General features: G+C 65.6%; 25 protein-coding genes. 16 read left to right on the top strand and 9 right to left on the bottom strand.

All coding sequences use genetic code 11. The annotated features are described in order from the left end of the window. On the bottom strand, window positions 1-284 hold a 284-nt coding region (locus K289_RS0133120), incomplete at its 3' end, for a transposase (protein WP_035686701.1). A 144-nt stretch (window positions 285-428) separates the two neighbouring features. Continuing rightward, entirely contained in the window at window positions 429-1310 is an 882-nt protein-coding gene (locus K289_RS0133115) for a CoA ester lyase (RefSeq protein ID WP_027555386.1), read from the bottom strand. Window positions 1311-1421: 111 nt separating this feature from the next. Here K289_RS0133115 and K289_RS0133110 point away from each other — a divergent pair, with 111 nt between their 5' ends. Beyond that, the gene (locus K289_RS0133110; RefSeq protein WP_027555385.1) at window positions 1422-2066 is read left to right on the top strand and encodes a carbonic anhydrase; all 645 of its coding nucleotides are present in this window, start codon (window positions 1422-1424) and stop codon (window positions 2064-2066) included. A 127-nt stretch (window positions 2067-2193) separates the two neighbouring features. Here K289_RS0133110 and K289_RS0133105 read toward each other — a convergent pair whose 3' ends face one another. Further along, complete coding sequence (locus K289_RS0133105; protein WP_027555384.1) at window positions 2194-3228, bottom strand: aspartate-semialdehyde dehydrogenase; 1035 nt, start codon at window positions 3226-3228, stop codon at window positions 2194-2196. A gap of 116 nt (window positions 3229-3344) precedes the next feature. Between K289_RS0133105 and K289_RS0133100 the strand changes: the two genes are divergently transcribed. Together K289_RS0133100 and K289_RS0133095 are read left to right on the top strand one after the other, a co-directional pair. Beyond that, entirely contained in the window at window positions 3345-4133 is a 789-nt protein-coding gene (locus K289_RS0133100; RefSeq protein WP_027555383.1) for a hypothetical protein, read from the top strand. Between the two features lie 156 nt (window positions 4134-4289). Beyond that, on the top strand, window positions 4290-4670 hold the full coding sequence (locus tag K289_RS0133095) for a hypothetical protein (RefSeq protein WP_027555382.1): 381 nt from the start codon (window positions 4290-4292) through the stop codon (window positions 4668-4670). A gap of 176 nt (window positions 4671-4846) precedes the next feature. Here K289_RS0133095 and leuB read toward each other — a convergent pair whose 3' ends face one another. Further along, on the bottom strand, window positions 4847-5959 hold the full coding sequence (leuB, locus tag K289_RS0133090) for a 3-isopropylmalate dehydrogenase (protein ID WP_027555381.1): 1113 nt from the start codon (window positions 5957-5959) through the stop codon (window positions 4847-4849). Window positions 5960-6205: 246 nt separating this feature from the next. On the opposite strand from leuB, the gene K289_RS0133085 reads away from it, so the two are divergent. Then, entirely contained in the window at window positions 6206-7405 is a 1200-nt protein-coding gene (locus K289_RS0133085; protein ID WP_027555380.1) for a YbfB/YjiJ family MFS transporter, read from the top strand. Window positions 7406-7526: 121 nt separating this feature from the next. Here the strand turns inward: K289_RS0133085 and K289_RS0133080 are convergent, their stop codons facing one another. The 4 genes from K289_RS0133080 to K289_RS0133065 all read right to left on the bottom strand — a co-directional run bounded on the left by K289_RS0133080 (window position 7527) and on the right by K289_RS0133065 (window position 10830). Beyond that, complete coding sequence (locus tag K289_RS0133080) at window positions 7527-8309, bottom strand: molybdopterin-binding protein (protein WP_027555379.1); 783 nt, start codon at window positions 8307-8309, stop codon at window positions 7527-7529. Between the two features lie 10 nt (window positions 8310-8319). Then, on the bottom strand, window positions 8320-8949 hold the full coding sequence (locus K289_RS0133075) for a cytochrome b/b6 domain-containing protein (protein WP_027555378.1): 630 nt from the start codon (window positions 8947-8949) through the stop codon (window positions 8320-8322). Window positions 8950-9134: 185 nt separating this feature from the next. Then, window positions 9135-9689: a fasciclin domain-containing protein gene (locus K289_RS0133070; protein ID WP_027555377.1), complete on the bottom strand. Its 555-nt coding sequence runs from the start codon at window positions 9687-9689 to the stop codon at window positions 9135-9137. A 379-nt stretch (window positions 9690-10068) separates the two neighbouring features. Continuing rightward, on the bottom strand, window positions 10069-10830 hold the full coding sequence (locus K289_RS0133065; protein ID WP_027555376.1) for an SDR family oxidoreductase: 762 nt from the start codon (window positions 10828-10830) through the stop codon (window positions 10069-10071). Window positions 10831-10940: 110 nt separating this feature from the next. On the opposite strand from K289_RS0133065, the gene K289_RS0133060 reads away from it, so the two are divergent. After that, window positions 10941-12470 carry a malonyl-CoA synthase gene (locus K289_RS0133060; RefSeq protein ID WP_027555375.1) on the top strand — a complete coding sequence of 510 codons (1530 nt, stop codon included), beginning with the start codon at window positions 10941-10943 and terminating at the stop codon, window positions 12468-12470. 181 nt (window positions 12471-12651) lie between these two features. On the opposite strand, the gene K289_RS0133055 is transcribed toward K289_RS0133060, so the two are convergent. Beyond that, window positions 12652-13509, bottom strand: a complete 858-nt coding sequence (locus K289_RS0133055; RefSeq protein WP_027555374.1) for a sulfite exporter TauE/SafE family protein — start codon at window positions 13507-13509, stop codon at window positions 12652-12654. Between the two features lie 111 nt (window positions 13510-13620). On the opposite strand from K289_RS0133055, the gene K289_RS45980 reads away from it, so the two are divergent. The 11 genes from K289_RS45980 (at window position 13621) to K289_RS49270 (ending at window position 26804) form a co-directional block, all read left to right on the top strand. Next, window positions 13621-14592, top strand: coding sequence for a LysR family transcriptional regulator (locus K289_RS45980; RefSeq protein WP_084788814.1), 972 nt, complete (start codon window positions 13621-13623; stop codon window positions 14590-14592). 411 nt (window positions 14593-15003) lie between these two features. After that, entirely contained in the window at window positions 15004-15402 is a 399-nt protein-coding gene (gene sdhC / locus K289_RS0133040) for a succinate dehydrogenase, cytochrome b556 subunit (protein WP_027555373.1), read from the top strand. Continuing rightward, the gene (sdhD, locus tag K289_RS0133035; protein WP_027555372.1) at window positions 15399-15803 is read left to right on the top strand and encodes a succinate dehydrogenase, hydrophobic membrane anchor protein; all 405 of its coding nucleotides are present in this window, start codon (window positions 15399-15401) and stop codon (window positions 15801-15803) included. The genes sdhC and sdhD overlap by 4 nt, the downstream gene beginning before the upstream one ends. Window positions 15804-15806: 3 nt before the next feature. Continuing rightward, a complete protein-coding gene (gene sdhA / locus K289_RS0133030; RefSeq protein ID WP_027555371.1) occupies window positions 15807-17642 on the top strand; it encodes a succinate dehydrogenase flavoprotein subunit in 1836 nt (611 codons plus the stop codon). 24 nt (window positions 17643-17666) lie between these two features. Beyond that, window positions 17667-18449: a succinate dehydrogenase iron-sulfur subunit gene (locus tag K289_RS0133025; protein ID WP_027555370.1), complete on the top strand. Its 783-nt coding sequence runs from the start codon at window positions 17667-17669 to the stop codon at window positions 18447-18449. A gap of 192 nt (window positions 18450-18641) precedes the next feature. Continuing rightward, on the top strand, window positions 18642-20780 hold the full coding sequence (locus tag K289_RS0133020; protein WP_027555369.1) for a hybrid sensor histidine kinase/response regulator: 2139 nt from the start codon (window positions 18642-18644) through the stop codon (window positions 20778-20780). 53 nt (window positions 20781-20833) lie between these two features. Continuing rightward, window positions 20834-22789 (top strand): ABC transporter ATP-binding protein/permease, encoded by a 1956-nt coding sequence (locus K289_RS0133015; RefSeq protein ID WP_027555368.1) that lies wholly within the window; start codon window positions 20834-20836, stop codon window positions 22787-22789. An 87-nt stretch (window positions 22790-22876) separates the two neighbouring features. Then, complete coding sequence (locus tag K289_RS0133010; RefSeq protein ID WP_027555367.1) at window positions 22877-23701, top strand: FkbM family methyltransferase; 825 nt, start codon at window positions 22877-22879, stop codon at window positions 23699-23701. A 24-nt stretch (window positions 23702-23725) separates the two neighbouring features. After that, window positions 23726-24112 carry a VOC family protein gene (locus tag K289_RS0133005; RefSeq protein WP_027555366.1) on the top strand — a complete coding sequence of 129 codons (387 nt, stop codon included), beginning with the start codon at window positions 23726-23728 and terminating at the stop codon, window positions 24110-24112. 80 nt (window positions 24113-24192) lie between these two features. Then, on the top strand, window positions 24193-24453 hold the full coding sequence (locus K289_RS52505) for a hypothetical protein (protein WP_084788813.1): 261 nt from the start codon (window positions 24193-24195) through the stop codon (window positions 24451-24453). 170 nt (window positions 24454-24623) lie between these two features. Continuing rightward, complete coding sequence (locus K289_RS49270; RefSeq protein WP_084788812.1) at window positions 24624-26804, top strand: OmpA family protein; 2181 nt, start codon at window positions 24624-24626, stop codon at window positions 26802-26804. The last annotated feature ends 92 nt before the right edge of the window (window positions 26805-26896 follow it).

The following is a 26896-nucleotide window of genomic DNA, read 5'->3' as shown; positions in this document are numbered from 1 at the left end:
CACATCACCTCGACATTGCGGCGTGCCTCGCGTTCCAGGCGCCGGCTGGATTGCACCCGATTGAGATAACCGTAGATGTACAGCTTCAGGAGGACTGCCGGATGGTAGGAGGGCCGGCCCGTCTCCTTGGCGATCACACGTTCGAATCCCATTCCATGTAGGTCGAGCGCCTCGACAAAGGCATCGATGACATAAACGGCGTTGTCCTCGCTTACCCAATCCTCCAGGCATTCCGGCAAGAGCGTCAGCTGGGATCTATCCGCGCCTTCAACGAAACGTCCCATCCGCACCCCCCATCAGGAAACGGAGGAATCGTAGCCGACTCGCGACTTTTCACACAGCCAGGGTCAAAAGCGGCAATGCTCTCGGCAAGCAGAACATCTCCGCTTGGCGTCGGAAAGCGGATATCGCTTTCTCGTATCCGCGCCCTAGCCCTTGCTCATCGCCGCGATCGCATCCGCGATTGCGATCGTGCGCCGCGCCATGTCGGCGTGCAGGCGCTCCACCATCGCACCATCGAGCCGGATCGCGCCGCGCGAGACGTTCTCCGGCAATTCGAACGCCGCGATGATTTTCCGGGCGCGTGCGACTTCCTCCTCGGGCGGCGTGAAGATCGCGTTGCAGGCCTCGATCTGCGACGGATGGATCAGCGTCTTGCCGTCGAAGCCGAGATCGCGGCCCTGCGCGCACTCGGTCGCAAAACCATCCGAATTGTTGATGTCGCTATAGGGGCCGTCGAGAATTTCGAGGCCATGCGCACGCGTCGCCAGGATGCAATGGGTGATGATCGGGATCATCGCGGCGCGGCCGGGCAGCATCCGGATCCGCGTCTCCCGCGAGATGTCGTTCGGTCCGAACACGAAGCCCGACAGCCGCGTCTTCGGATCCCGCCCGGCAGCGGACAGTTCCTCGGCATGCAGCACCGCGCGCGCCGTCTCGATCATGGCCCACACCCTGACCGTCGGCGCCGCGCCGAGTTCGGCGAGGCGCCGGCCGATGGTGTCGAGGTCTTCGACGGTAGAGACCTTTGGAACCAGGATACCGTCCGGCGACGCCTTGGCCGCCATCGCGACGTCGTCGGCCCACCAGGGCGTGTCGAGGCCGTTGGTCCGGATCAAGATCTCGCGCCTGCCGAACCCCTTGGCCGCGATCGCGGCGGCAATCTGGTCGCGCGCTACCGCCTTGGCGTCGGGAGCGACGGAATCCTCGAGGTCGAGGATCAGGCCGTCGGCGGACAGATTGCGCGCCTTTTCAAGGGCGCGGGGGTTGGAGCCGGGCATGAACAGATGGCTGCGGCGCGGGCGGGTCATGCGGGCGTTCCTTCCGGTTTCCTCGAGCAGGCCTTTACCGAAGCCGATAGCACTTGGCCTGCCTATTCGAAAGGCTTGTTCGTCCCTGCGGTATATGATTAGGCATAGGCCATGATCACATTCCCTCAACACTTGCTGGACGGCTACAAGGCCTTCGCAACCGAGCGCCTGCCGGCCGAGCAGAACCGCTACCGCGAGCTATCGGTGAAGGGACAGTCGCCCGAAGTGATGGTGATCGGCTGCTGCGATTCCCGCGTCTCGCCCGAAGTGATCTTCGATGTCGGCCCGGGCGAGCTCTTCGTGGTCCGCAACATCGCCAATCTGGTGCCGACGTATCAGCCCGATGAGAACGCGCATGGCGTCTCGGCGGCGCTGGAGTACGCGGTGACCGTGCTGCGTGTGAAGCACATCGTGGTGCTCGGGCACGCGCAATGCGGCGGCATCCGCGCCTTCGTCGACAAGATCGAGCCGCTCACGCCCGGCGATTTCATCGGCAAATGGATGCAGATGTTCATCAAGCCGGGCGAGGTGGTCGAGCAGCGCGAGCACGAGACGATGGCGCAGTTCGTCGAGCGCATCGAAAAGGCCGCGGTGTTCCGCAGCCTCGAAAACCTCATGACCTTCCCGTTCGTGCGCAAGGCCGTGGATAGCGGCCACACCCAGCTCCACGGCGCCTATTTCGGCGTCGCGGAGGGATCGCTGTTCGTGCTGGACAAGGTGGCGAAGGAATTCAGGAGCGTCAGGGACGCGGCATGAATTTGTAGGGTGGGTTAGCCGAAGGCGTAACCCACCGCTTCTGTCTCCACGGAAATCAAAGAGGTGGGTTAGGCCGCGCGGACTGCGCTTTCGCGCAGCCGCGGGGATAACCCACCCTACGCAGCTCTTAAGCCGCCTTCTTCTTCGCGCTGATCAGCTTGCGGTTGATCAGGACCTCGGCGATCTGGATCGCGTTGAGCGCGGCGCCCTTGCGAAGATTGTCGGACACGCACCACAGCACGAGACCATTCTCCACCGTCGCATCCTCGCGGATGCGGCTGATGTAGGTGGCGTCCTCGCCGGCCGCTTCATACGGCGTGGCGTAGCCGCCGGGCTCCTGCTTGTCGATGACGAGACAGCCGGGCGCCTTGCGCAGGATCTCGCGCGCTTCGTCGGCGGTGATCGGATTCTCGAACTCGATGTTGACGGCCTCGGAGTGACCGACGAACACCGGCACGCGCACGCAGGTCGCGGAGAGCCTGATCTTGGGATCAAGGATCTTCTTGGTCTCCGCCATCATCTTCCACTCTTCCTTGGTGTAGCCGTCCTCCATGAAGACGTCGATGTGGGGGATGACGTTGAAGGCGATGCGCTTGGGGAATTTCTTCGCGATCAGCTCGTCATTGGTGTAGACGGCCTTCGTCTGCGAGAACAACTCGTCCATCGCGTCCTTGCCGGCGCCCGACACCGATTGATAGGTCGAGACCACGACGCGCTTGATGGTCGCCTTGTCGTGCAGCGGCTTCAGCGCGACCACGAGCTGCGCGGTCGAGCAGTTCGGATTGGCGATGATGTTCTTCTTGGCAAAGTCCTTGGTCGCGTCCGCGTTCACTTCGGGCACGATCAGCGGCACGTCCGGATCCATGCGCCAGGCCGAGGAATTGTCGATCACGACGGCACCGGCGGCGCCGATCTTCGGCGACCATTCCTTCGACACCGAGCCGCCCGCCGACATCAGACAGATGTCGATGTCGGAGAAATCGTAGTGCTCGAGCGCTTTGACCTTCAGGGTCCGGTCGCCATAGGAGACCTCGACGCCGACGCTGCGGCGCGACGCCAGCGCCACGACCTCGTCCGCGGGGAATTTGCGCTCATCCAGAATGTTGAGCATTTCCCGTCCGACATTGCCGGTCGCTCCGACGACTGCGACTTTGTAACCCATCGTTCACTCTCCGATGAAATAGGCCCTCCTGCGAGATCAGGCTTAAGCAGGAAGAGCAGCGCTTCTATGCGAGAACCGGTCTCAAGACAACGTTGGACCATGCCTGAAGGCAGTGGATGCACTCGCTCGAGGCCAGAACGGCCACATTCCCCACCAGGACCAGTATCCATTTGGCGCTCGCCGGCTTCGCCGACGAGGTCGTCGGCACGCTGGCGCGCCTGTTCGCCTATGTGGGGACTCTGGCGCTGCTTGCCATCCTCGGCCTTGCGGCCCTCGGCCAGCTGCCGGACCTGCGCGACGATGAGCCCACGCCGAAGCCCGGCTGGAGCATCGCCGACCGCTCGCACCCGGCTTTCGCCCTCAGCCGACACGATTCGTTTGAAAAATCAGCCTCTTATACCATCTTCCGGCACCCCGGCGGCGGCCGCAGGGACGTGATGCGCTGGACCGGCGAGGCGGACAAGGCGGTCGCCGAGCTCGATGTCTACCGTCCCGGCGGCGAATTCAACCCGGCTCAGCCGGCGGTGGCCATCCTGGCCAGCCTGATGGGCGCGACCGGACCGCTCGAGGAGGCCGGGCTGATCGATACGAAATTCGGCCCTGTCGCGTTATTCCGGCCCGGCGGGGCGGCGAAGGGGACGCCGTCATGCCTCGGCTACCTCAAGCGCAACGACGACCCGGCGCTGCAGATTTCCGGCTTCTCCTGCCAGGGCGACACCCTGCCCGCCCAGCGCGCCGCGATCGCCTGCACGCTGAACCGGCTGACGCTTTTGACCGCGGGCAACGAGCCGAAGTTGGCGGAATTGTTCGCCCATGCCGAGCTTCGGCGCCGTCCATGCGGCCCCGCCGGATCGCCGGACTGGCTGCTCGGTGCCGAGAACGCGCAATTGCGCGAGACGCTTTGACCGGCATCAAGCTCAAGTCGCTGGTTTTCATGCAACTTTTGCCTGCGCGCACGATTATTCCGTGCTGGTGTGACCCAATAGACCTAGTTCCGGCCGGCCCTGGCGGGCTAGTATGGGGCGAAATTGATTGGCGGCCTGCCGCCTGAAGGGGACGTGATGAGCTCGAAATTCACCGGCGCGAACAAATTGGCCGCGAACAAACTGGCGATCTGGCTGGCGGCGGGCGCCGTGATTGCCATGGGCGTTGCGACGCCGGCTTCGGCCGAGACCAAGAGGCAGCGCTATGAAGGCCCGAGCGGTCCCAACGTGGTCTATCAGCAAGGCCCGCGCACCCGCATCTATGTGAGCAAGCGCTCCTGGCTCGACGGCGGCACCGAGGTCAATCCGGGCGACCGCAAGTTCAGCGATTACGCCTTCCCGCCGGCTATCGGCTATCCGACCTTCGCGCGCGAGAACAACAACCGCCCGATCGATCGCCAGCCGCTCTCGACGCCGGCCGATGTCGGCGGCTATCCGCGGAATTTTCCGCTGTACTGAAGCGGACACGACTTACGGAATCGAAATGGCCGGGCTCACGCCCGGCCATTTGTTTTTTAAGGCCGCCGTAGGGTGGGCAAAGGCGTGAAAGCGCCGTGCCCACCATCTGTCCGCAACACCGATGGAAGTGGTGGGCACGCTTCGCTTTGCCCACCCTACGATTGCGGTGCGCGTCCTTACGCGTGCAGCTTCTGCAATTCCTTCAAGATCGCTTCGCCCATCTGCGTGGTCGAGGCGGCCGTCGTGCCTTCCGACTTGATGTCGGCGGTGCGCAGGCCGCTTGCGAGCACGGCGGCGATCGCCTGGTCGAGCTTGTCGGCGAGCGCGCCCATGTCGAAGGAGTAGCGCAGCGCCATGCCGAACGAGGAGATCATCGCGATCGGATTGGCGAGGCCCTTGCCGGCGATGTCGGGCGCCGAGCCGTGCACGGGCTCATACAGCGCCTTGCGCTTCTTGCTCTTCACATCGACCTCGCCGAGCGAGGCCGAGGGCAGCATGCCGAGCGAGCCGGTCAGCATCGCCGCGATGTCGGACAGCATGTCGCCGAACAGATTGTCGGTGACGATGACATCGAACTGCTTCGGCCACTTCACCAGCATCATGCCACCGGAATCGGCGAGCTGATGCTCGAGCGTGACGTCGGCATATTCGCGCTTGTGGACCTGCGTCACCACCTCGTTCCAGAGCACGCCCGACTTCATGACGTTGCGCTTCTCCATCGACGTCACCTTGTTCTTGCGCTTCTTGGCAAGCTCGAAGGCGACGCGGGCGATGCGCTCGATCTCATAGGTATCGTAGACCTGGGTATCGATGGCGCGCTTCTGGCCGTTGCCGAGATCGGTGATGGTCTTGGGCTCGCCGAAATAGACGCCGCCGGTGAGCTCGCGCACGATGACGATGTCGAGACCCTCGACCGCCTCGCGCTTCAGGCTCGACGCATCGGCCAGCGCCGGATAGCACACGGCGGGACGGAGGTTGGCGAACAGGCTGAGATCCTTGCGCAGGCGCAAGAGGCCAGCTTCCGGGCGCACCTCATAGGGCACGGCATCCCACTTCGGGCCACCGACCGCGCCGAAGATCACGGCGTCGGCGTCCTTGGCCTTGGCCATGTCGCCTTCAGAGATCGACACCTTGTGCGCGTCATAGGCGGCGCCGCCGACGAGCCCGGTGTCGGTCTCGAATTTGGCAATCCCCGCCGAATTGAGCCAGTCGATCAGCCGCTTCACCTCGCCCATCACCTCCGGGCCGATACCGTCACCGGGGAGCAGCAGCAATTTGTGGGTCGCCATTGGTCGTTCCTCTCAATCCTGGGGCGTCATTCCGGGGCGCGAGCAAAGCGAGCGAGCCCGGAATCCATCGGGCCACGGCGCCAGCGGGAAAATGGATTCCGGGCTCGCGCCAAAAGGCGCGCCCCGGAATGACGGTTCGGCCGGAGTGCTAGAGCGGCGTTGCGCGCTTGGCAAGACACCATTGCCGCGGCACGGCTGTGCAAGGCGGGCGGGGCCTGCCACACTCCCGGCCTGCCGGAGTACCCTTTGCACGCCCCAGAGCGCCCCCAACCCGACGCGCATCCCGCGCGGCTGATCCTGACACTGTCGCTGGCGGCGACGGTCGGGCTCGGCATCGGCCGCTTTGCCTATGCGCTGGTGCTGCCGGATATGCGCGACAGCCTGAACTGGTCCTATTCGGCGGCCGGCTTCATGAACACCATCAACGCCGTCGGCTACCTCGTGGGCGCGCTGATGGCCTCCCGGCTGATCCGGCGGGTCGGCTGGTCGATGGCGATCCGGGGTGGAACCGTGGCCTGCGTCGCCGCGCTCGCGCTGTGCGCGCTGACCGGCAATTTCATCGCGCTGAGCCTGGCGCGGCTGGTGCTGGGCCTCGGCGCAGCGGCCGGCTTCGTCGCCGGCGGGGCGCTGGCCGCGACCATCGCGCAATCGCATCCCGAGCGGGCGAATTTCCTGCTCAGCCTGTTCTATGCCGGCCCCGGCGTCGGCATCCTCGCCTCCGGCCTGATTGCGCCGTTCGCCTTGCAGCATTTCGGGCCGGGTTCGTGGTGGATCGTGTGGTGGGCGCTGACGCTGCTCTCCGCGGCGATGACGATCCCGCTGTTCCTGATCCGGATCGAGAGCCGCGCGCGTTTCACGGAAGGCAGCCACGCCGCCTTCGCGATCCTTCCCGTGTTGATCTATCTCGCCAGCTATTTCCTGTTCGGCGCAGGCTACATCGCCTACATGACCTTCATGATCGCCTATGTGCGCGATGCCGGAGGCGGCGCCGCCGCGCAGGCCGCGTTCTGGGGCCTGATCGGCGTCAGCGCCTTTGCCACACCCTGGGTCTGGCGCGGCGTGCTCGCGCTGGATCGCGGCGGACTTGCAACCGCCATCATCCTCGGCACCAACGCGCTCGGCGCAGCGCTGCCGATGCTGGGGCATTCGACCGCGTGGCTGGCAACCTCGGCGGTCGTGTTCGGTGTCGCGTTCTTCGCGGTCGTCGGCTCGACCACCGCCTTCGTGCGCTACAACTATCCGCATGAGACGTGGCCGACCGCGATCGCGGCAATGACGATTTCATTCGGCGTCGGCCAGACGCTGGGGCCGATCTTCGTCGGCGCCATCACGGATGCGCTGGGCAGCTTGTCCTATGCATTGAACGTGTCGGCCGCGCTGCTCGCGCTCGGCGCAATGGCGGCGCTGTGCCAGCGGAAGGTGGGGCCGAGGCATTCAGGACCGTAGGGTGGGTTAGCGTCAGCGTAACCCACCTCTTTAGTTTCCGCTGGGACAGACCTTGGTGGGTTACGCCAGCGGACTGCGCTTCGCGCAGCCGCGGGGCTAACCCACCCTACAATTTGCGGCATCAGCTCCCGCTGAACGAATTATACCCCTGGTCTTCCCAGTAGCCACCCTTGTACTCGTTGGTGACTTCCATCGACACGACGTATTTCGGGTTCTTGAAGCCGAGCTTTGTCGGCACGCGGATCTTCATCGGGAAGCCGTAGGCGCGCGGCAAAATCTCGTTCGCGTATTTGAACGTCATCTGGGTCTGCGGATGCAGCGCGCTGCGCATGTCGAGCGGCGAGTTGTAACCGTCCTTGTCGGCGCACTGGAACCAGACGTACTTCGCGCGGGTGTCGGCGCCGATCAGCTTGAGGAAGTCGCGCAGGGGCGTGCCGGTCCAGCTTCCGATCGCGCTCCAGCCCTCGACGCAGATATGCCGGGTGATCTGGGTCACCTGCGGCAGTTGATAGAGCTCGTCCAGCGTCCACGACTTCTTGTTGTCGACGAGGCCGCGCACCTCGAGCTTCCAGTCCGCGCCGTCGACATCGGGCGCATCGTCGAGATCGTAATAGGCGTTGAACGGGAACGGCTTGGTGATCGCGCTTTCCGGGAAGGTCGGCGCCAGCGCGTCGGGATTGAACATCCAGGCCTGCACGGCGTCGTTGAATTTCGAGACCTTCGCCAGCATGGTTTCGGCCGAGGACGAGTCGATGACGTCGCAGCCGGTGAGCAGCGTCAGCGCGCCGAGGCTGGCGCCGCCCGCGATGAAGCGGCGGCGGGTGAAGTCCGGCATCGTCTTGATGGAGTCCTTGATCAGCAGCCGCTTGTCGACGCCGGGGATCAGGAACGAACGCTTGGCCATGTTCTCCTCCTCAACGGCCGATGATCATGGCGCGCAGGCTCTTCGGCACGAGCAGCGCCAGCGCGACGTGGATCACGAGGAAGGCGCAGATCGCGGCCATGCAGAAGAAATGGACGTAGCGCGCGGTCGGATAGTCGCCGAACAGCATCACCAGATAGTAGAGCTGCACCGGCTTCCAGATCGACAGGCCGGACAGCACGATGAGGATGCCGACCACGATGATGCCGGCATAGAGCAGGCGCTGGACGTAATTGTAGACGGTGAGATCGTCATGGCCGAGCTTGAAGGTCAGCGCCGCCCTGACGTCGTGGATCACGCCCGCAGGCGTGATCGGCAGCAATTTTTTCCGGAAGCGGCCAGTGGCAAGACCGGTGATCAGGTAGGCGAACCCGTTGATCATCAGGAGCCACATCGCGGCGAAGTGCCAGAGCAACGCGCCGCCGAGCCAGCCGCCGAGCGTGATGTCGCGGGAGAAGCTGAAGTTGAACAGCGGCGAGGCGTTGTAGATCTGCCAGCCCGACATGATCATCAGGATCATGGCCAGCGCATTGATCCAGTGCATGACCCGGACCCAGGCCGGCTGGATTACTTTGGCCGGGGTGGTCCTGACCTGCGCTTCGGTTACGGTGAGGCTCGACATGATGGTTCCGTCCTGGGCGTCGTGTGTCTGTAGATATACGCCGGTCATTCCGCTTTCGTTACGCCCCGTCCGCTATCGAATCCATGTCTGCACGGTATCGTGGTCACAATAAAGCGAGCCGGGCGCCCCCGGCTCGCCGTTTCGTCGCACCCTGCCTTTCGGGGATGAAACAGGGCTGCGCGGTGTTACGTCGCCGGCATCAGCACGGTGTCGACCACATGGATGACGCCATTCGACTGGTTGACGTTGGTGATCGTCACCATCGAGGTGCCGCCCTTGGCGTCGACGATCCAGGTCTTGCCGTCCATCTTCTTGACCGTGAGTTCCTCGCCCTCGGCGGTCTTGAGCTTCTTGCCGTCGGTGAGGTCGGAGGCTTCGAGCTTGCCGGGCACGACATGGTAGGTGAGGATCTTGGTCAGGGTTGCCTTGTTCTCAGGCTTGACCAGGGTGTCGACGGTGCCGGCCGGCAACTTGCCGAAGGCGGCGTTGGTCGGCGCGAAAACCGTGAACGGGCCCTTGCCTTCCAGCGTCTGAACGAGACCGGCCGCCTTCACCGCCGCCACCAGCGTGGTGTGGTCCTTCGAGTTGACGGCGTTCTGGATGATGTTCTTGGAGGGGAACATCGCCGCGCCGCCGACCATCACGGTCTTCTCCTCGGCGCGGACGGGTGCGACGACGGTCGCGGTGACGGCAAGTGCGCTGAAAGCGGCGGCAGCGAGATAGGCAATACGCTTCGACATGGAGGGTCTCCCGATTGGATTGTGACCGGCAGTCGCCGGCGTTGGGCAACAACGGACTGCGACCGTTCGAGATGAGGTAGCAGCGCCGTCGTTGGACCGAACTACGGGAGTGTTTGCGCGGCGGTTTCGGATAAAAATTCTTTGTGATGCGTGAAACTTTGCGCGGGAGATTTCGTGGGGCCGCGTGAGCGCGCCACTCTCCACCGTCGTCCCGGGCAAGCGCAGCGAAGCGGAGCGCCGATCCGGGACGACGAGGAGAGAATGTGGCTCGAGCCGCGCCCTTCAATCCCTGCTCAGAGTGGAGACCGGCCCACCATCTCTCGGCGATTGGAGGCGCGTGGTGGGCACGCTTCGCTTTGCCCACCCTACAGGACTGGGATCAATCCCTGCTCAGCGGCGTCTGAATGAACCCGCGATTGTGGGTCGGGCTGATCAGCAGCTCGTTGATGCACACGCGCGGCGGCATCGATGCGATGAAGGCGATGGTTCGGCCGAGGTCTTCGGACTGCAGCATCCTGGCCTGCTCCTCCTCGCTCGGCACCACCGGGCGCAGCTTCAGGATCGGGGTCGCGACCTCGCCCGGCATCAGGCAGCAGGCGCGCAGGCCGTTGACGCATTCGTCCATGTTGAAGGAATGGGTCAGCGCCAGCACCGCGTGCTTGGTGGTGGTGTAGGCCGGGCCCGGCATCTTCGAGACGTGGCGGCCGGCCCAGGACGAGACGTTGATGATCGAGCCGTCCTTCTGCTTGCGCATCGTCGGCAGCACCGCGCGCATGCAATAGAGCACGCCGTTGAGATTGACCTGGACCAGCTTGTCCCAGCCCTCCAGTTCCATGTCCTGCCAGCTCCGCTTGGGGACGTTGATGCCGGCATTGTTCACGAGCAGGTCGATACGGCCGTGCTTCGCGACGATTTGATCGGCCGTCCTCTGGGCGTCGGCGGCAACGGATACGTCCAGCGCCAGGGCCTCCGCCACGCCACCGTCCCTGGTGATCTTCGCAACCACGATATCCAGGGCCTCCTTGCGCCGGCCGGAGACCACCACCGTCCAGCCGTCGGCCGCGAGCGCCTCGGCGCCGGCTTCCCCGATCCCGCTGCCACCGCCGGTAACCCAGGCCACGCGTTTCCCGTTTTTTGTCATGCAAACTGTCTCCGTTGCTTCATTGGGGCGGTTTTTGCTAATCCAGCCCTCGGTTTTGACCGGCCTTGTTTTACAAGCCTTTACAAGCCTTGCGGTCGAGGAAATCTTGCATGAACCAAGCTGCCAACGCCAACCTGTTTTCCCGCCTGTTCGACGACCTCGACAGCCCTGCGCGCCTTGCGATCGAGACGCATGACGGGGCTCGCATCAGCTATGGCGATCTGATCGCGCGCGCCGGGCAAATGGCGAACGTGCTGGTCGCGCGCGGCGTGAAGCCCGGCGACCGCGTCGCGGTGCAGGTGGAGAAGTCCGTCGCCAACATCGTGCTGTATCTCGCAACCGTGCGGGCCGGCGCAGTCTATTTGCCGCTCAACACCGCTTACACGCTGAACGAGCTCGACTACTTCATCGGCGATGCCGAGCCGTCGCTCGTAGTCTGCGATCCCTCCAAGGCCGAGGGGCTCGCGCCGATCGCCGCCAAGGTGAAGGCGAAAGTCGAGACGCTCGGACCGGACGGCAAGGGCTCGCTGACCGAGGCCGCCGACAAGGCCGGCAGCGAATTTGCGACCGTCAGGCGCGCGGGCGACGACCTCGCCGCGATCCTCTACACGTCCGGCACCACCGGCCGCTCCAAGGGCGCGATGCTCACGCACGACAATCTGGCGTCGAACTCGCTGAGCCTCGTCGGGTACTGGCGCTTCACCGACAAGGACGTCTTGATCCACGCGCTGCCGATCTATCACACCCACGGCCTGTTCGTGGCGACCAACGTGACGCTGTTCGCGCGGGCGTCGATGATCTTCCTGCCGAAGCTCGACCCCGATCTCATCATCAAGCTGATGGCGCGCGCCACGGTGCTGATGGGCGTGCCGACCTTCTACACCCGCCTGCTGCAGAATCCCGCGCTGTCGCGCGAGACGACCAGGCACATGCGGCTGTTCATCTCGGGCTCGGCGCCGCTGCTCGCCGAAACCCATCGCGAATGGTCGGCGCGCACGGGCCATGCGGTGCTCGAGCGCTACGGCATGACCGAGACCAACATGAACACGTCGAACCCCTATGACGGCGAGCGCGTGCCCGGCGCGGTCGGCTTCCCCCTTCCCGGTGTCTCCGTGCGCGTGACCGACCCCGAGACCGGCAAGGAGCTGGCGCACGAGGAGATCGGCATGATCGAGGTGAAGGGCCCGAACGTGTTCAAGGGCTATTGGCGCATGCCGGAGAAGACCAAGTCCGAATTCCGGCCCGACGGCTTCTTCATCACGGGCGATCTGGGCAAGATCGACGCCAAGGGCTACGTCCACATCCTCGGCCGCGGCAAGGATCTCGTGATCTCCGGCGGCTTCAACGTCTATCCGAAGGAGATCGAGAGCGAGATCGACGCCATGCCGGGCGTGATCGAATCCGCCGTGATCGGCGTGCCGCACGCGGATTTCGGCGAGGGCGTCACCGCCGTCCTGGTCTGCACCAAGGACGCGGATGTGAGCGAAGCCTCGGTGCTGAAGGCGCTCGACGGCCGGCTGGCCAAATTCAAGGTGCCCAAGCGCGTCTTCGTCGTCGACGAGCTGCCGCGCAACACCATGGGCAAGGTGCAGAAGAACATCTTGCGGGATACTTACAAGGATATTTACGCGAAGAAGTAGGGGCGCAATTGCTCCGTTCTCTACTGCGCGGTTGAGAAAGTCGAGAGCTAGGCACTCCTATCGATTATGAAGTGTTTGCAGCTCGCATTCAGGCATTGGCCGAGGCCGATCTTCTGGATGCGCAAGGCGATCTCCGAGTGTGGGGCCGCAGCGAAGTGAGATTGAAGGATCGGTCCATCAATTAGTGGCCGCCTGTCAGGCTCAGCACGAACCGGCTGCCGACGATGAAGAGGTAGCAGCCGAACGCGACCTCCAGCGTCCGCTTCGACATCGCATGCGCGGCCCTCACGCCCAGCGGCGCTGTGACGAGGCTCATCGGCATCACCAGCACGGCGCCGATCAGCGAGACGTAGCCGAGTGCGAACGGCACCTGCAGAGCCGAAACGCTGGGATAGGCCGCCGCCGCCGGCCAGCCGGCATAGATGTAGCCGAGCGCGCCGGGGATCGAGATGAGCACGGCAAGTGCCGACGAGGTCGCGACCGCCTGATGGATCGGACGGCCGTAGAAGGTCATCAGCAAATTCGAGAACAGGCCGCCGCCGATGCCCATCAGCGTCGACAAAATGCCGACGCAGAAGCCGTAGGCGCGCGTCAACGGCCCCTTCGGCAGGTCGTCGCCGAACTTCCAGCCCTCGCGTGCGAAGATGAGACGCGCCGACGCTGAGTAGGCGACGCAGACGAAGACGACCTTGAACAGCCGTTCCGGCGCGTAGCGCGCGACCACGCTGCCGGCGACGACGCCGATCACGATCGGCAGCCACCACACGCGCAGGATCGTCATATCGACCGCACCGCGTTTGTAATGCGCCTGGAACGAGCGGATCGAGGTCGGGATGATCACGGCAAGCGAAGTGCCGACGCAGAGCGGCATCCGCACCTCCAGCGGCACGCCGGCGATGCGGAAGCATTCGTAGAACACCGGCACCAGGATGGCGCCGCCACCGATGCCGAATACACCAGCGAGAAAGCCGGAGAGCGCACCGACTGCGATCAGCAGCAGCGCCAACTCGACGATTTCCGCAATATCAAGTCCCGCCATCGCACGTCCAAACCTTGGTTCCCGGTGGTCGCGCCCTGCATAGACCCTTTCACATTCCGCGACCATGCGCGAAGCTGGGAGAGCTAGTTTGCGAAATGCGGAAGGATGGACATGGACCAGCTCGAGGCCATGGCGACCTTCGTCCAGGTGGTGGACGCCGGCAGCCTGTCCGCCGCGGCGAGGTCGTTGCCGAGCTCGTTGACGTCGGTGAGCCGGCAGATCACCGCGCTGGAGCAACATTTCGGCACGCGCCTCCTGGTGCGAACGACCCGGCAGGTGGCACTCACGGAAGAGGGACGGATCCTCTATGAGCGCGCCCGATCGATCCTCGGCGACATCAGGGAGATCGAGGAGGCGCTGGCGGGGACACGCGGAGAGCCGTCGGGACGGCTGCGCGTCAGCGCCCCGACATTGATGGGGCGCCTGCTGATCTCACCGCTGCTGGGCGATTTCCTGCGCCGCTATCCATCGCTCTCGGTCGAGCTGTTGTTGGTCGATCGCCGCGTCGAGCTGGTCGAGGAGGATGTGCATCTGGCGCTGCGGGTCGGACGCCAGCCGGATTCGCAGCTCGTCACGCGAAAGCTCGGCGAGGTGCAGATGATCCACTGCGTCTCGCCGGACTATCTGGCGCGCCGGGGCACGCCGCATACGCCATCGGATCTCGTCGGGCATGACTGCCTCGTGTTTTCCGACACGCCGGGCGTTGCCATCTGGCGATTCGGTCGCGACACGAAGACCGCATCCAGCGTACGGATTTCCGGCCGGCTCTGGGTCAATAGCCTCGACGCGCTGGTCATGGCCGCGGGGAACGGCGCAGGCATCGTCCGCGTGCCGTCATGGCAGGTGGGTGCGGAGTTGGCCGAGGGACGGCTGTGTCGGATCCTCGGGGAGTACGAACCGGCGCCCGCGCCGCTTCATGCGCTCTATCAGCCGTCCCGCCGCGGATCGGCAAAGATCCGGGCTTTCGTGGATTTCCTGGTCGAACGCTGGCGCAAGGGCCACCCATTCGATTCGGCGGAGCCCAAGCAGTTTCGTCACGCCCTTTCCGAGGATGATGGGCCGAGCAACTCCGTCGGCGATTAAGCGTTGCGGCGGGGCGGATTGCGGACTGCGCATATCCATTGCCAACGACCGAGGGTGATCCGAATGGCCGGCATCGCGGGCGCCGGGGCACGCCAGCCGAAGTCCGCCCTGCGCGTCGGCATGCGAGACGACCTCTGACGGCAGGTGAGTTAGAGGCGTTCCAATAGTGTTTTCAATGCTGATCGAGGAAGCTTAAAAAGAACTGATTCATGATTCTATTCTTAGACGAGCCCAAGGCGCTCTGGTATACCAAGCCTCTGAATGGCCTTGCTTCTCGTCGTTGTAGAGCTGAACCCAGGTTCGGTTTATGGCGATTTGGTGATTGCGTGGATAGATTCGACTCCGTAAATAGGGCCGACCTTTCGCGATCCCCGCGCGCCCTTGCTGGGCCGCCATAAAACATCAAAGCCCATGACCGCACGGATCGAACGACCGCTTTCACCACACCTGCAAACCTACCGCTGGACGCTGACGATGGCGCTGTCCATCGTCCATCGCGCCACCGGCATTGCTCTTTATGTTGGAACCCTGCTGCTGGCCTGGTGGCTGATCGCGGCGGCCTCCGGTCCCGCGGCCTATGCCAACGTGCAGGCCTTCACCGGCAGCGTCATCGGCCGCCTGATCGTGTTCGGCTACACCTGGGCGCTGATGCATCATATGCTCAGCGGCATCCGGCATTTCGTGTGGGACCTCGGCTTTGGCTTCAAGGCCAATGAGCGCGAAGCGCTGACCTGGGGCGCGCTGATCGGCGGCATCGTGCTGACGGTGCTGATCTGGATCATCGCCTACGCGATCGGAGGTGGACGATGAGCACGACCGATACGCCGAAGCGCAGCATGCGCACCCCGCTCGGCCGCGTCCGCAATCTCGGCGCGGCGCATTCGGGCACGTCCGATTTCTGGCGCCAGCGCCTCACCGCCGTTGCGATGACGCTGCTGATGATCCCGGTGCTGGTGATCATCATGATGCTGCTCGGCCGCAACCAGGCCGGCGCCGCGCAGATCCTCGGCTCGCTGCCGATCGCTGTGATCATGCTGCTCTTCATCATCGCCAGCGCCTGGCACATGAAGATCGGCATGCAGGAGGTGATCAACGACTACGTCCATAACGAGAAGGTGAAGCTCGTTTCGATGATGCTCAACAATTTCTTCTCGATCGCCGTGGCGCTCGCCTCGATCTATGCGATCCTGAAGCTTTCCTCCGGAGTGTAACCCATGGCCGCAGCGACGAATGGCAAGGGCAACGCCGCTCCCGCCACCAACGGCAAAGCCTACCCCATCGAAGACCACACCTATGACGTCGTCGTGGTCGGCGCCGGCGGTGCCGGCCTGCGCGCCGTGGTCGGCTGCAGCGAAGCGGGCCTGCGCACGGCCTGCATCACCAAGGTGTTTCCGACTCGTTCGCACACGGTCGCGGCGCAGGGCGGCATCTCCGCTTCGCTCGGCAACATGCACAAGGATGACTGGCGCTGGCACATGTACGACACCGTGAAGGGGTCGGACTGGCTCGGCGACCAGGATGCGATCGAGTACATGGTGCGCAACGCACCCGAGGCGGTCTACGAGCTCGAGCATTGGGGCGTACCGTTCTCGCGCACCGAGGACGGCAAGATCTACCAGCGTCCGTTCGGCGGCATGACCATGGACTACGGCAAGGGCCAGGCGCAGCGCACCTGCGCCGCCGCCGACCGCACCGGCCATGCCATGCTGCACACGATGTACGGCCAGTCGCTGCGCCATGCGGCCGAGTTCTTCATCGAGTTCTTCGCCATCGACCTCATCATGGACGACCAGGGCGTCTGCCGCGGCGTCATCGCGCTCAAGCTCGACGACGGCACGCTGCACCGGTTCCGGGCCCAGACCACGATTCTGGCGACCGGCGGCTACGGCCGCGCCTATGCCTCCTGCACCTCGGCGCACACCTGCACCGGTGACGGCGGCGGCATGGTGCTGCGCGCCGGCCTGCCGCTGCAGGACATGGAGTTCGTGCAATTCCATCCGACCGGCATCTACGGCTCGGGCTGTCTCGTCACCGAAGGCGCGCGCGGCGAGGGCGGCTATCTCGTCAACTCCGAAGGCGAGCGCTTCATGGAGCGCTACGCGCCGTCCGCCAAGGACCTCGCCTCGCGCGACGTCGTCTCGCGCGCGATGACCATCGAGATCCGCGAAGGCCGCGGCGTCGGCAAGAAGAAGGACCACATCTTCCTGCATCTCGACCACCTCGATCCCGCGGTGCTGGCCGAGCGGCTGCCGGGCATCTCCGAATCCGCGAAGATCTTCGCCAATGTCGACGTGACGCGCGAGCCGATCCCGATCGTGCCGACCGTGCACTACAACATGGGCGGCATCCCGACGAACTATCACGGCGAGGTGCTGACCAAGAAGGACGGCGACGACAACGCGGTGATCCCCGGCCTGATGGCGATCGGCGAAGCCGCCTGCGTCTCCGTGCACGGCGCCAACCGCCTCGGCTCCAACTCGCTGATCGACCTCGTCGTGTTCGGTCGCGCGGCCGCGCTGCGCCTCGCCGAGAAGCTCACGGCCAATGCCAAGCAGCCGGAGCTGCCGGCGAACTCGTCCGAGATGGCGCTCGGCCGCCTCGACCATTACCGCTACGCCTCCGGCGGCACGCCGACCGCGAAGCTGCGCGAGGGCATGCAGCACGTGATGCAGAACAACTGCGCCGTGTTCCGCACCGGCGAAGTTTTGAGCGAAGGCCAGAACCTGATCCAGAAGGTCCACAGCGGCATCACCGACATCGCCGTCTCCGACCGCTCGCTGGTATGGAATTCCGACCTGGTCGAGACGCTCGAGTTCGATAATCTGATCTCGCAGGCGGTGGTGACGATGAACTCGGCCGCCAACCGCACCGAAAGCCGCGGCGCGCATGCCCGCGAGGACTATTCCGAGCGCGACGACAAGAACTGGATGAAGCACACGCTGGCCTGGCTGGACGACGCCGGCAAGGTCAAGATCGAGTACCGGCCGGTTCACAACTACACCATGACCAACGACGTGCAGTACATCCCGCCGAAGGCGCGCGTGTATTGATCGAACAGCGAAGGCCCTATCGAAATGGTTGAATTCGCACTTCCGAAGAACTCGAAGATCACCGGCGGCAAGACTTGGCCGAAGCCCGCGGGCGCGACCGAGCTGCGCGAATTCCGCGTCTATCGCTGGAATCCGGACGACGGCAAGAATCCGAGCGTCGACACCTATTACGTCGATACCAACGACTGCGGTCCGATGGTGCTGGACGGGCTGATCTGGATCAAGAACCACATCGACCCGTCGCTGACCTTCCGCCGCTCCTGCCGCGAAGGCGTCTGCGGCTCCTGCGCCATGAACATCGACGGCCAGAACACGCTGGCCTGCACCCGCTCGATGCACGACGTGAAGGACGGCGCGGTGAAGATCAACCCGCTGCCGCACCAGCCGGTGGTGAAGGACCTCGTCCCCGACCTCACCAATTTCTACGCGCAGTATGCGTCCATCGAGCCGTGGCTGAAGACGACCTCGCCGACGCCGCAGAAGGAATGGCGCCAGAGCCACGAGGACCGCGAGAAGCTCGACGGTCTCTACGAGTGCATCCTCTGCGCCTGCTGCTCGACCTCGTGCCCGAGCTACTGGTGGAACAGCGACCGCTACCTCGGCCCCGCCGCGCTGCTGCAGGCCAACCGCTGGGTCTCCGACTCCCGCGACGAGGCGACCGGCGAGCGGCTCGACAATCTCGAGGATCCGTTCCGGCTCTACCGCTGCCACACCATCATGAACTGCGCCAAGGCCTGCCCGAAGGGCCTCAACCCGGCGGAAGCCATCGCCGAGCTGAAGCTCAAGATGGTCGAGCGGCAGATCTAAACCTCGTACCTGCTTCCATCCCCGGCCGCGACGGCCGGGGCTATGCCGCGATCGGCGCCAGTTTGAATAGAATTGGCCGCAACCCGCGTCGCGAGCGAACCCTTGGATTGCAACCAAAGGTTCCAGCTACAAGCCGCTTCCTTCCTTGCGGGAAATTCAAGTAAGCTCTGTGGTCGGGGGACCGGAGCGACTGTGCAGGGAGCGCAACGCAACTCGTTGAGGCTATTGCAGTGGATGATGGCAGCATCCCTGGCGCTGCCCATTGCGCTGTTCGCGATCGCCTCCACGATCTCCTACACCTCGACCAGAGACATTGCCGACCGCGAGATCGAGCGCACGCTCGACGTCGCGCATGAGCACGCGCTCAAGGTGTTCGAGACCATCGACCGCAGCCTCGCCGAGCTCAATGAAGTTGTGCGCGGTCTTCCCGACGACGTCATCCGGTCGCGAGAACCGGTGCTGCACCGCCGCCTGAAGCGGCTGACCGATTCGCTGCCGCAGCTCAAATCGGCATGGATCTTCGACGCGGACGGACGCTCGCTGGTCAACAGCCTCGCCTCGCCGCCGCCGCAGCTGACCTTCGCCGACCGGGACTACTTCTACGCCCATGTCGACCAGAGCATCGGCACCTTCATCGGCACACCGCTGACGCCGCGCACGCCCTATCAGGGAGCGCGCTTCTTCGGGATGAGCCGCCGCCGCGATTCCGATGACGGCCGTTTCATCGGCGTGATCCAGGCGTCCGTGCTGCCGGAATATTTCGAGAGCTTCTACGCCCGGATCGGCACAGAGCCCGGCAGCTTCTTCGCGATGGGCCGCAGCGACGGCGTCGTGCTTGCGCATTTTCCGCGGCTCGATCACGACGTCCGGCTCGACCCCGGCGGACCGGTCGGCCAGAAGATCGCGGCCAATCCCGAGCACGGCCTCATCACCATCGCCTGGCAATCGGACGGCGTCGAGCGCCGCATCGGCTACCGGCGCGTCGCCGAATATCCGATCTATGTCAGCGCGGGGCTCGAAACCTCGGCGATCCGCGCGCGCTGGTACGCGACCATGGGCCAGCATCTGGTGTTCGGTGTGCCCGCGACCGCGCTGCTGTTCCTGCTGCTGGCGCTCGCGTTTCGGCGCACCCAGCATCTGCAGGCCGAAGCCGCAAAGCGGCGCGAGGCCGAGGAGGCGCTCAAGCACAGCCAGCGCCTGGAGGCGCTCGGACAGCTCACCGGCGGCGTCGCGCACGACTTCAACAACCTGCTCACCGTGATCCGCGCCTCCGTCGACCTGTTGAACCGGCCGCAATTGCCCGAGGAGCGGCGCCAGCGCTACATCACCGCGATCGCGGACGCAGTCGCGCGCGCCGCCAAGCTGACCTCGCAGCTCCTGGCCTTCGCGAGGCGCCAGAACCTGAAGCCGGAAGTGTTCGATGTCGGCGCGCGGATGCAATCGCTGCACGACATGCTCGCCACGCTGCTCGGACCCGCCATCGAGATCACGATGCGGCTGCCGGCGGAACCCTGCCTCGTCAATACCGATGCCGGCCAGTTCGAGACGGCGCTGATCAACATGGCGACCAATGCCCGCGATGCCATGAAGGGCAAGGGCAAGATCGCCTTCACCGTGCAGCCGGCGACGAGCGTTCCGAACGCCGTGGCGCATCAGACCGGCAGCCAGGGCTTCATCAGCATCGCGGTCAGCGACACCGGCGTCGGTATTCCCGCAGCCCAGATCGGGCACATCTTCGAGCCGTTCTTCACCACCAAGCAGGTCGGCCACGGCACCGGCCTCGGCCTGTCGCAGGTGTTCGGCTTCGCGAGGCAATCCGGCGGCGAGGTGACCGTCGAGAGCGAGGTGGGCCGGGGCAGCACCTTCTCGCTCTATTTGCCGCGCGTGCCGCAGGACCAGCTGCCGCAGCGGCTCGCGCCCAACACCGCGCCGGCCCCGGCCGGCAGCGGCATCGCGGTACTGGTGGTCGAGGACAATATCGAGCTCGCCAATTTCGCCGCCGACGGCCTCACCGAGCTCGGCTACAGCGTCACGCTGATTGACAACGCCACCGACGCGCTCGCCGAGCTGATCGTCGATGCCGATCGATTCGATGTCGTGTTCTCGGACGTGGTGATGCCCGGCATGACCGGGCTCGATCTCACCCAGGCGATCCGCGACCGCAGCATCGGCGTGCCGGTCGTGCTGACAACGGGCTACAGCCAGGCGCTGTCCCAGGACGGCGTCGCCGGCTTCGACCTCGTGCAAAAGCCCTATTCGATCGAGGAATTGTCCCGCGTGCTGCACCGGGCTGCACGGCTGCGGCGGGTGCGCGATGGGGCAGCCAAGTAAGCCGTTGCCAGGAACCAGCGGGAACCGCCTGATTTTTCTCGCGTTGTCCGGCCATGCAGAAGCCGGCCGCAAAGCGCGAACGAGGCGAAAAAGCGCCTAATGTCGAGATCACCGGGGAGAGCGGCGAGGAGACGGCTCCGCCGCCGGAATTGCTCGAGCCCGACCCGGAACTATCGCCTGAGGAAGCCGAGCAGGCACGCAAGGATTATCTGCTCACCCGCTTCTGGATCAGCGCACGCGGCTTCTGGGGACGCAATGGCGACCGGCTGGCCTGGCCGTTCTCGATCGGCCTCGGCGTGCTGATCGTCCTGACCGTCGGCTTCCAATACGGCATCAATGTCTGGAACCGCGCGATTTTCGATGCGATCGAGAAGCGCGATGCGCCCGCCGTCTTCCATCTCACCGCGTTGTTCTTCCCGCTGGCGATCGGCAGCATCGTGCTCGGCGTGGCGCAGGTGTTCGCGCGCATGGGCATCCAGCGGCGCTGGCGCGCCTGGCTCACGAGTAGCGTGCTGACGCGCTGGCTCGCCAACGGCCGCTACTATCAGCTCAACCTCGTCGACGGCGACCACAAGAATCCCGAATACCGGATCGCCGAGGACCTGCGCATTGCCACGGACTCGCCGGTCGATTTTCTCGCCGGCGTGACGTCGGCGCTGCTGTCGGCCGCGACCTTCATCGTCGTGCTCTGGACCATCGGCGGCGCGCTCAACGTCTCGCTCGGCGGCTCCTCGATCACCATTCCCGGCTTTCTCGTGATCGCCGCCATCCTCTATGCCGCGATCGCCTCGAGCTCGATCATGGTGATCGGACGGCGCTTCGTGCAGATATCCGAGGACAAGAACCAGGCCGAGGCGGATTTCCGCTACACGCTGACGCGCGTGCGCGAGAACGGTGAGAGTATCGCGCTGCTCGGCGGCGAGGACGAGGAGCGCGACGGCATCGACCGCAACTTTTCCAGCGTGCTGCGGCAATGGGCGCGGCTCGCAGGCCAGCACATGCGCACCACGCTGGTGTCGCAGGGCTCCAGCCTCGTTGCGCCGGTCGTGCCGCTGCTGCTCTGCGCGCCCAAATTCCTCGACGGCAGCATGACGCTGGGCCAGGTGATGCAGGCGGCTTCCGCCTTCACCATCGTGCAGAGCGCGTTCGGCTGGCTGGTCGACAACTATCCGCGGCTCGCCGACTGGAATGCCTGCGCACGCCGCATCGCCTCGCTGATGATGTCGCTCGATGGCCTGGAGCGCGCCGAGCAGGGCGACGGTTTCGGCCGCATCAAGCGCGGCGAGACCAGCAATGACGCCATGCTGGAGCTCAACGACCTCTCCGTCACGCTCGACGACGGCACCGCCGTCGTGGGCGAGACCGAGGTGATGATCGAGGCCGGCGAGCGCCTCCTGGTCGCCGGCGAATCCGGTACCGGCAAGAGCACGCTGGTGCGCGCCATCGCAGGCCTGTGGCCTTGGGGCGGCGGCAGCGTCAACCTCCATCCCGACCGGCGGCTGTTCATGCTGCCGCAGCAGCCCTACGTGCCGTCCGGGTCCCTGCGCCGCGCCGTCGCCTATCCCGGCGCCGTGGACGACTGGAGTATCGACGAGATCGGTGAGGCCCTGCACAAGGTCGGCCTGGATCATCTCAAGGAGAAGATCGAGGAGGAGGGTCCGTGGGACCAGACGCTGTCGGGCGGCGAGAAGCAGCGCCTCGCTTTCGCGCGGCTTCTGCTGCACAGCCCCGACATCGTCGTGCTGGACGAGGCTACCTCGGCGCTCGACGAGAAGAGCCAGGACAAGATGATGAAGATGATCACGGACGAGCTGCCGAAGGCGACCATCGTCAGCGTCGCGCATCGCGTCGAGCTGGAGGCCTTCCACAGCCGCAAGATCGTGCTGGAGCGCCGCAAGGGCGGCGCCAAGCTCGTAAGCGACGTCAACCTGATCCCGCGCAAGGGCCGGCGCAAGCTGCTCAGCCGCTTCCTGCGCCAGCGCGAGGAGGCCGCGAAGAAAGCAGCGTGACATCCGGGCCGCATTCCCGACACCTCACCGTTGGAGTCGCCGGCAAAACCGGCTATGCATGCGCCGCTTGCAACGAGGACTACCTGCTTGACGCCCGACAACGACCCTTCGCTCGCGCCGTTCGGCGCGTTTGCGCCGAACGCGGCGCAGGCCGCGATCATTCGCCTCGCCCAGCAATCGGGGCTGAAGCGCGGTGCATTCCGCCCGTGGCTGTCGCGGCTGGTCAATTTGATGCGCGGCGGCCCGGTCGACGTGACTTATCAGGGCGCCTCGTTCCGCTTCTATCATCAGGGCAGCGCGACCGAGCGCGGCGCGCTGTTCAATCCCGACTACAATCTCGACGAACTCGATTTCTTGCGCCAGCACACGCCGGCCGGCGGCGTGTTCATCGATGTCGGCGCCAATGTCGGCACCTTCGCGCTGGTGATGTCGCGCCAGGTCGGGCCTGAGGGCAAGGTGGTCGCGATCGAGCCGCATCCAATGACCTTTGCACGGCTCTCGTTCAACCACGCCGCCTCGAGAGCGACGCAGGTTCGCCTGGTGCAGGCGGCCGCGGGCGACAGCGACGGCGAGCTGATGATCGAGACCGGCGGCGGCAATCTCGGCGCCACTCACGTCGTCACCGGCACGGCCGGCGCCGATGCGATCAAGGTCCCGTCGTTGCGGCTGACGCGCATTCTCGACGAGGCCGGCGTCACCAAGGTCGACGCGCTGAAGATCGACGTCGAGGGTTTCGAGGACCGCGTGCTGATCGGCTTCTTCAGGGATGCGCCGCCCTCATTGTGGCCGCGCGCGGTCGTCATCGAGCATCTGTCACAAAACGAATGGCGCGAGGATTGTATTGCTGACATGGTCGCGCGCGGTTTTGCGATCGCGCGCAAGACACGGAGCAACACGTTCCTGTCACGCTGACGTCGACCAACAACGGAGGTTGCGATGATCGATCACCTGGGCTTCCCGGTCTCCGACTATGAGCGTGCGAAAGCGTTCTACACCGAGGCGCTGGCGCCGCTCGGTTACGGCCTGATCATGGAGGTCACGCAGGAGCAGACCGGTCACGATCCGGCCGCCGGCTTCGGCGCCGACGGCAAGCCGGATTTCTGGATCGGCGGCGAAGGCGCGCTGAACAAGCCGGTGCATGTCGCGATCCTGGCCAAGGACCGCGCGACGGTCGACGCCTTCTATGTGGCGGCGCTGGCGGCCGGCGGCCGCGACAATGGAGCGCCCGGCATTCGCGCGCATTATCATGCGAACTACTACGGCGCCTTCGTGCTCGATCCCGACGGCCACAACATCGAGGCCGTCTGTCACGCGCCGGAATGAGCGGTTCTTGACACCACGCGGCGAGGAACATCTACGCAGCATCGTCGTTGTCCTCTGGACAACCGAACGTGAAGGTGCTGATGCCGATCGAACCGCCCGAGATTCCGCCTGCGACACCGGGGACTCCCTCCGAGCCGCCGCCGAGAATTCCGCCGGGCACGCCGCAGCCCGACATCGCGCCGCCCGTGCATGAGCCCGACGCACCGCCGCGTCCGGATGAATTGCCGCCTCGCATTCCAGAAGAGGTTCCACAGCGTGGACCGAATGGACCACTTACACCGAATCCCGCGACGGATGCAGTTCGCCGCAGGATCAAACATGAGGCGAACGACCACATATGAGGCGATTGCAACCTGCTTCTGAATGCGCAATGAACGTTGTTCGTGTGACATGATTTGCATGCAGAAATAAATCGGGCCGCCACGTCTTCGCCCGCCACAATGCGGCCCAACGCGTAGCTGTTCATCATCCAACTTTCTTCGTCAAAGAACCTTCCGGGGAATTTCACGACATGACCAATCTTCGCTTCGTGCTGCTTGCCACGACGGCTCTGACCGCGATGCAATTCGCAAGCTCCGCGTCGCATGCGCAAAGCGCGCCGCCGCTCGTGCTCGCGCAGGCCCAGACACAACAAGAAACGGGCCCTGACGGAAAACCGAAGCAGCCTCCGAAGGAGCAGCCGAAGGGCGCGCCGCCCGCTGTGCACCCGCCGGCGCCGACACCGCCGCCTGCAGCTCCCACGCGTCCGACCGCACCGCCTCCCGCTGCGGCTCCGCCCCATGCTCCAACGCCGCCGCCGGCTGCCGCGCCGACGCGTCCGACGCCACCTCCGCCGCCGCCCCCGACGCACCAGGCACCGCCGCCGGCACCGCCTGCCGCTCCGAAGCAGCCGTCGCCGCCTCCGGCCGCGGCCCCGCAGCAGCACGCGCCGACCCCGCCGCCGCCTCCGGCACCGCCCGCGGCACGTCCGGCTCCGACGCCCACAGCCCCGCCGCCCGCAGCGGCGCCTCAGGTGCGTCCCGCGCCGGCGCCCACCGCGACCCCAGCTCCTGCGCCCGCCGCGCCGGCGGCGCGTCCGGCCGCGCCTGCCCCGACGGCCACACCGACACCTGCGCCGACCGCGACGCCTCCGCAGGGACGGGTCATCCCGTCGCCAACGCCCACAGCAGCGCCAGCGCCGACAGCTACGCCTGCTCCAGCGGCGCCGACGACTCGGGCCACGCCGACCCCGACGCCCACAGCAGCGCCAGCGCCGACGGCCACGCCTGCTCCAGCGGCGCCGACAACTCGGGCGACGCCGACCCCGACGCCCACACCAACTGCTACACCCGCTCCTGGCGGCGCGACGACCACGCCGCCGGCCGGACGTACGGGTCCGGCAGCAACGCCGGCACCCGGCGCAACCCCAGCCCCGACGGCGACGCCCGCTCCTGGCGGCACCGTGACGCCGGCACCCGGACGTCAGGGTGGCACGCCGCCCACGGGCGCGCCCGCTGCCGGAACTCCGCCTGCGCAGCCGCAGGCGGGTGGTGCCCCGGCACGGCCCGCGGCTCCCGCCGGCGCCGCGGCGCCAACTGTCGTCCCCGGCTCGCCGGCCGCAGCGCCGCCGCCCAACAGGGCGCAATACGCTCCGCCGACGGTCGCACCGGCCTTCCAGGCCGCACCGGCGGTCGCAGCACCGCTGCCGCCTCCGCCGCGTCCGCAGCAGCGTGACCTGACGCCGCTCGCGATCGGTGCGGGCGTGGTGGCCGGCGCCGTCATCGGCGCCACCATCGCCGACTACCGCAATCAGCGGCAGGAGGTCGTCGAAGGCGGCCGCACCATCTATACCGAGCCCGACCGCATCATCATCCGCGACCCGAGCGGGCAGGAGTACGTTCGCGGCAACGACCTCTATCGCTTCCGCTATGGCGCTCGCGACATCCGCACCGACGTTGTCGGCGGCGAAACCCGCACCGTCGTGATCCGTCCCGACGGCAGCGAGGTGATCACCGTGGTCGGAGCCGACGGTCAGTTGCTGCGGCGAATCCGCAGGGACCCCGGCGGGCGCGAGATCGTCATCATCGACAACAGCTACCGCGATCCGCGCGCGGTCGGCGGCTTCTATGTCGACGTGCCGCCGCCGGTGGTCAACATTCCCTACGATCGCTACATCGTCGACTCCGCGGATGCGTCGCCGGACGTGATCTACGAGACCATGGAGGCTCCGCCGGTACAGCGGATCGATCGGCGCTACTCGCTCGACGAGATCCGCTACAGCCCCAATGTTCGCATGCAGATGCCGAGCATCGACATCAACACGATCAACTTCGAGACGGGATCGTGGACCATCCCGCCGGACCAGGCTGCGAGGCTGCAAGTGATCGCCGACGGTCTCAACCGGGCGATCCAGCGCAACCCGCGCGAGGTGTTCCTGATCGAGGGACACACCGACGCGGTCGGCAACGACGTCGACAATCTGTCATTGTCGGACCGCCGTGCGCAGTCCGCGGCCGAACTGCTGACCCAGCAGTTCAATGTGCCGGCAGAGAACCTGACGTCGCAGGGCTACGGCAGGCAGTATCTGAAGGAGCAGACGGACGGACCGAGCCGGATCAACCGGCGCGTCACCATCCGCCGCATCACGCCGCTGCTCAACGGCGGTCAGGCCTCGCTGCCGCCGCCCCCGCCCGGCACCGCACCGCCGCGCTGAGGCGAAGCGCACAAATGCAAAATGGCCGGGAGCGATCCCGGCCATTTTTTGTTGCGTCATTGCGAAGAGCGAAACGACGAAGCAATCAAGAC

Origin of the sequence: Bradyrhizobium sp. Cp5.3, assembly GCF_000426265.1 — a bacterium.
Taxonomy (GTDB): Bacteria; Pseudomonadota; Alphaproteobacteria; order Rhizobiales; family Xanthobacteraceae; genus Bradyrhizobium; species Bradyrhizobium neotropicale.
The sequence above is the reverse complement of the archived record's forward strand: the minus strand, read 5'-3'. Positions and strand labels throughout refer to the sequence as shown.

Excerpts from the sequence above, each read along its gene's own strand:
- K289_RS0133055 (WP_027555374.1), bottom strand. The coding sequence starts at position 13,509 with ATGGCGGGACTTGATATTGCGGAAATCGTCGAGTTGGCGCTGCTGCTG.
- K289_RS0133060 (WP_027555375.1), top strand. The coding sequence starts at position 10,941 with ATGAACCAAGCTGCCAACGCCAACCTGTTTTCCCGCCTGTTCGACGAC.
- K289_RS0133070 (WP_027555377.1), bottom strand. The coding sequence starts at position 9,689 with ATGTCGAAGCGTATTGCCTATCTCGCTGCCGCCGCTTTCAGCGCACTT.
- K289_RS52505 (WP_084788813.1), top strand. The coding sequence starts at position 24,193 with ATGCCGATCGAACCGCCCGAGATTCCGCCTGCGACACCGGGGACTCCC.
- K289_RS0133100 (WP_027555383.1), top strand. The coding sequence starts at position 3,345 with ATGCACTCGCTCGAGGCCAGAACGGCCACATTCCCCACCAGGACCAGT.
- sdhD (WP_027555372.1), top strand. The coding sequence starts at position 15,399 with ATGAGCACGACCGATACGCCGAAGCGCAGCATGCGCACCCCGCTCGGC.
- K289_RS0133110 (WP_027555385.1), top strand. The coding sequence starts at position 1,422 with ATGATCACATTCCCTCAACACTTGCTGGACGGCTACAAGGCCTTCGCA.
- K289_RS0133025 (WP_027555370.1), top strand. The coding sequence starts at position 17,667 with ATGGTTGAATTCGCACTTCCGAAGAACTCGAAGATCACCGGCGGCAAG.
- sdhC (WP_027555373.1), top strand. The coding sequence starts at position 15,004 with ATGACCGCACGGATCGAACGACCGCTTTCACCACACCTGCAAACCTAC.
- K289_RS0133075 (WP_027555378.1), bottom strand. The coding sequence starts at position 8,949 with ATGTCGAGCCTCACCGTAACCGAAGCGCAGGTCAGGACCACCCCGGCC.
- K289_RS0133015 (WP_027555368.1), top strand. The coding sequence starts at position 20,834 with ATGCAGAAGCCGGCCGCAAAGCGCGAACGAGGCGAAAAAGCGCCTAAT.
- K289_RS0133115 (WP_027555386.1), bottom strand. The coding sequence starts at position 1,310 with ATGACCCGCCCGCGCCGCAGCCATCTGTTCATGCCCGGCTCCAACCCC.
- leuB (WP_027555381.1), bottom strand. The coding sequence starts at position 5,959 with ATGGCGACCCACAAATTGCTGCTGCTCCCCGGTGACGGTATCGGCCCG.
- K289_RS0133105 (WP_027555384.1), bottom strand. The coding sequence starts at position 3,228 with ATGGGTTACAAAGTCGCAGTCGTCGGAGCGACCGGCAATGTCGGACGG.
- K289_RS0133080 (WP_027555379.1), bottom strand. The coding sequence starts at position 8,309 with ATGGCCAAGCGTTCGTTCCTGATCCCCGGCGTCGACAAGCGGCTGCTG.
- K289_RS0133095 (WP_027555382.1), top strand. The coding sequence starts at position 4,290 with ATGAGCTCGAAATTCACCGGCGCGAACAAATTGGCCGCGAACAAACTG.
- K289_RS0133065 (WP_027555376.1), bottom strand. The coding sequence starts at position 10,830 with ATGACAAAAAACGGGAAACGCGTGGCCTGGGTTACCGGCGGTGGCAGC.
- sdhA (WP_027555371.1), top strand. The coding sequence starts at position 15,807 with ATGGCCGCAGCGACGAATGGCAAGGGCAACGCCGCTCCCGCCACCAAC.
- K289_RS45980 (WP_084788814.1), top strand. The coding sequence starts at position 13,621 with ATGGACCAGCTCGAGGCCATGGCGACCTTCGTCCAGGTGGTGGACGCC.
- K289_RS49270 (WP_084788812.1), top strand. The coding sequence starts at position 24,624 with ATGACCAATCTTCGCTTCGTGCTGCTTGCCACGACGGCTCTGACCGCG.
- K289_RS0133005 (WP_027555366.1), top strand. The coding sequence starts at position 23,726 with ATGATCGATCACCTGGGCTTCCCGGTCTCCGACTATGAGCGTGCGAAA.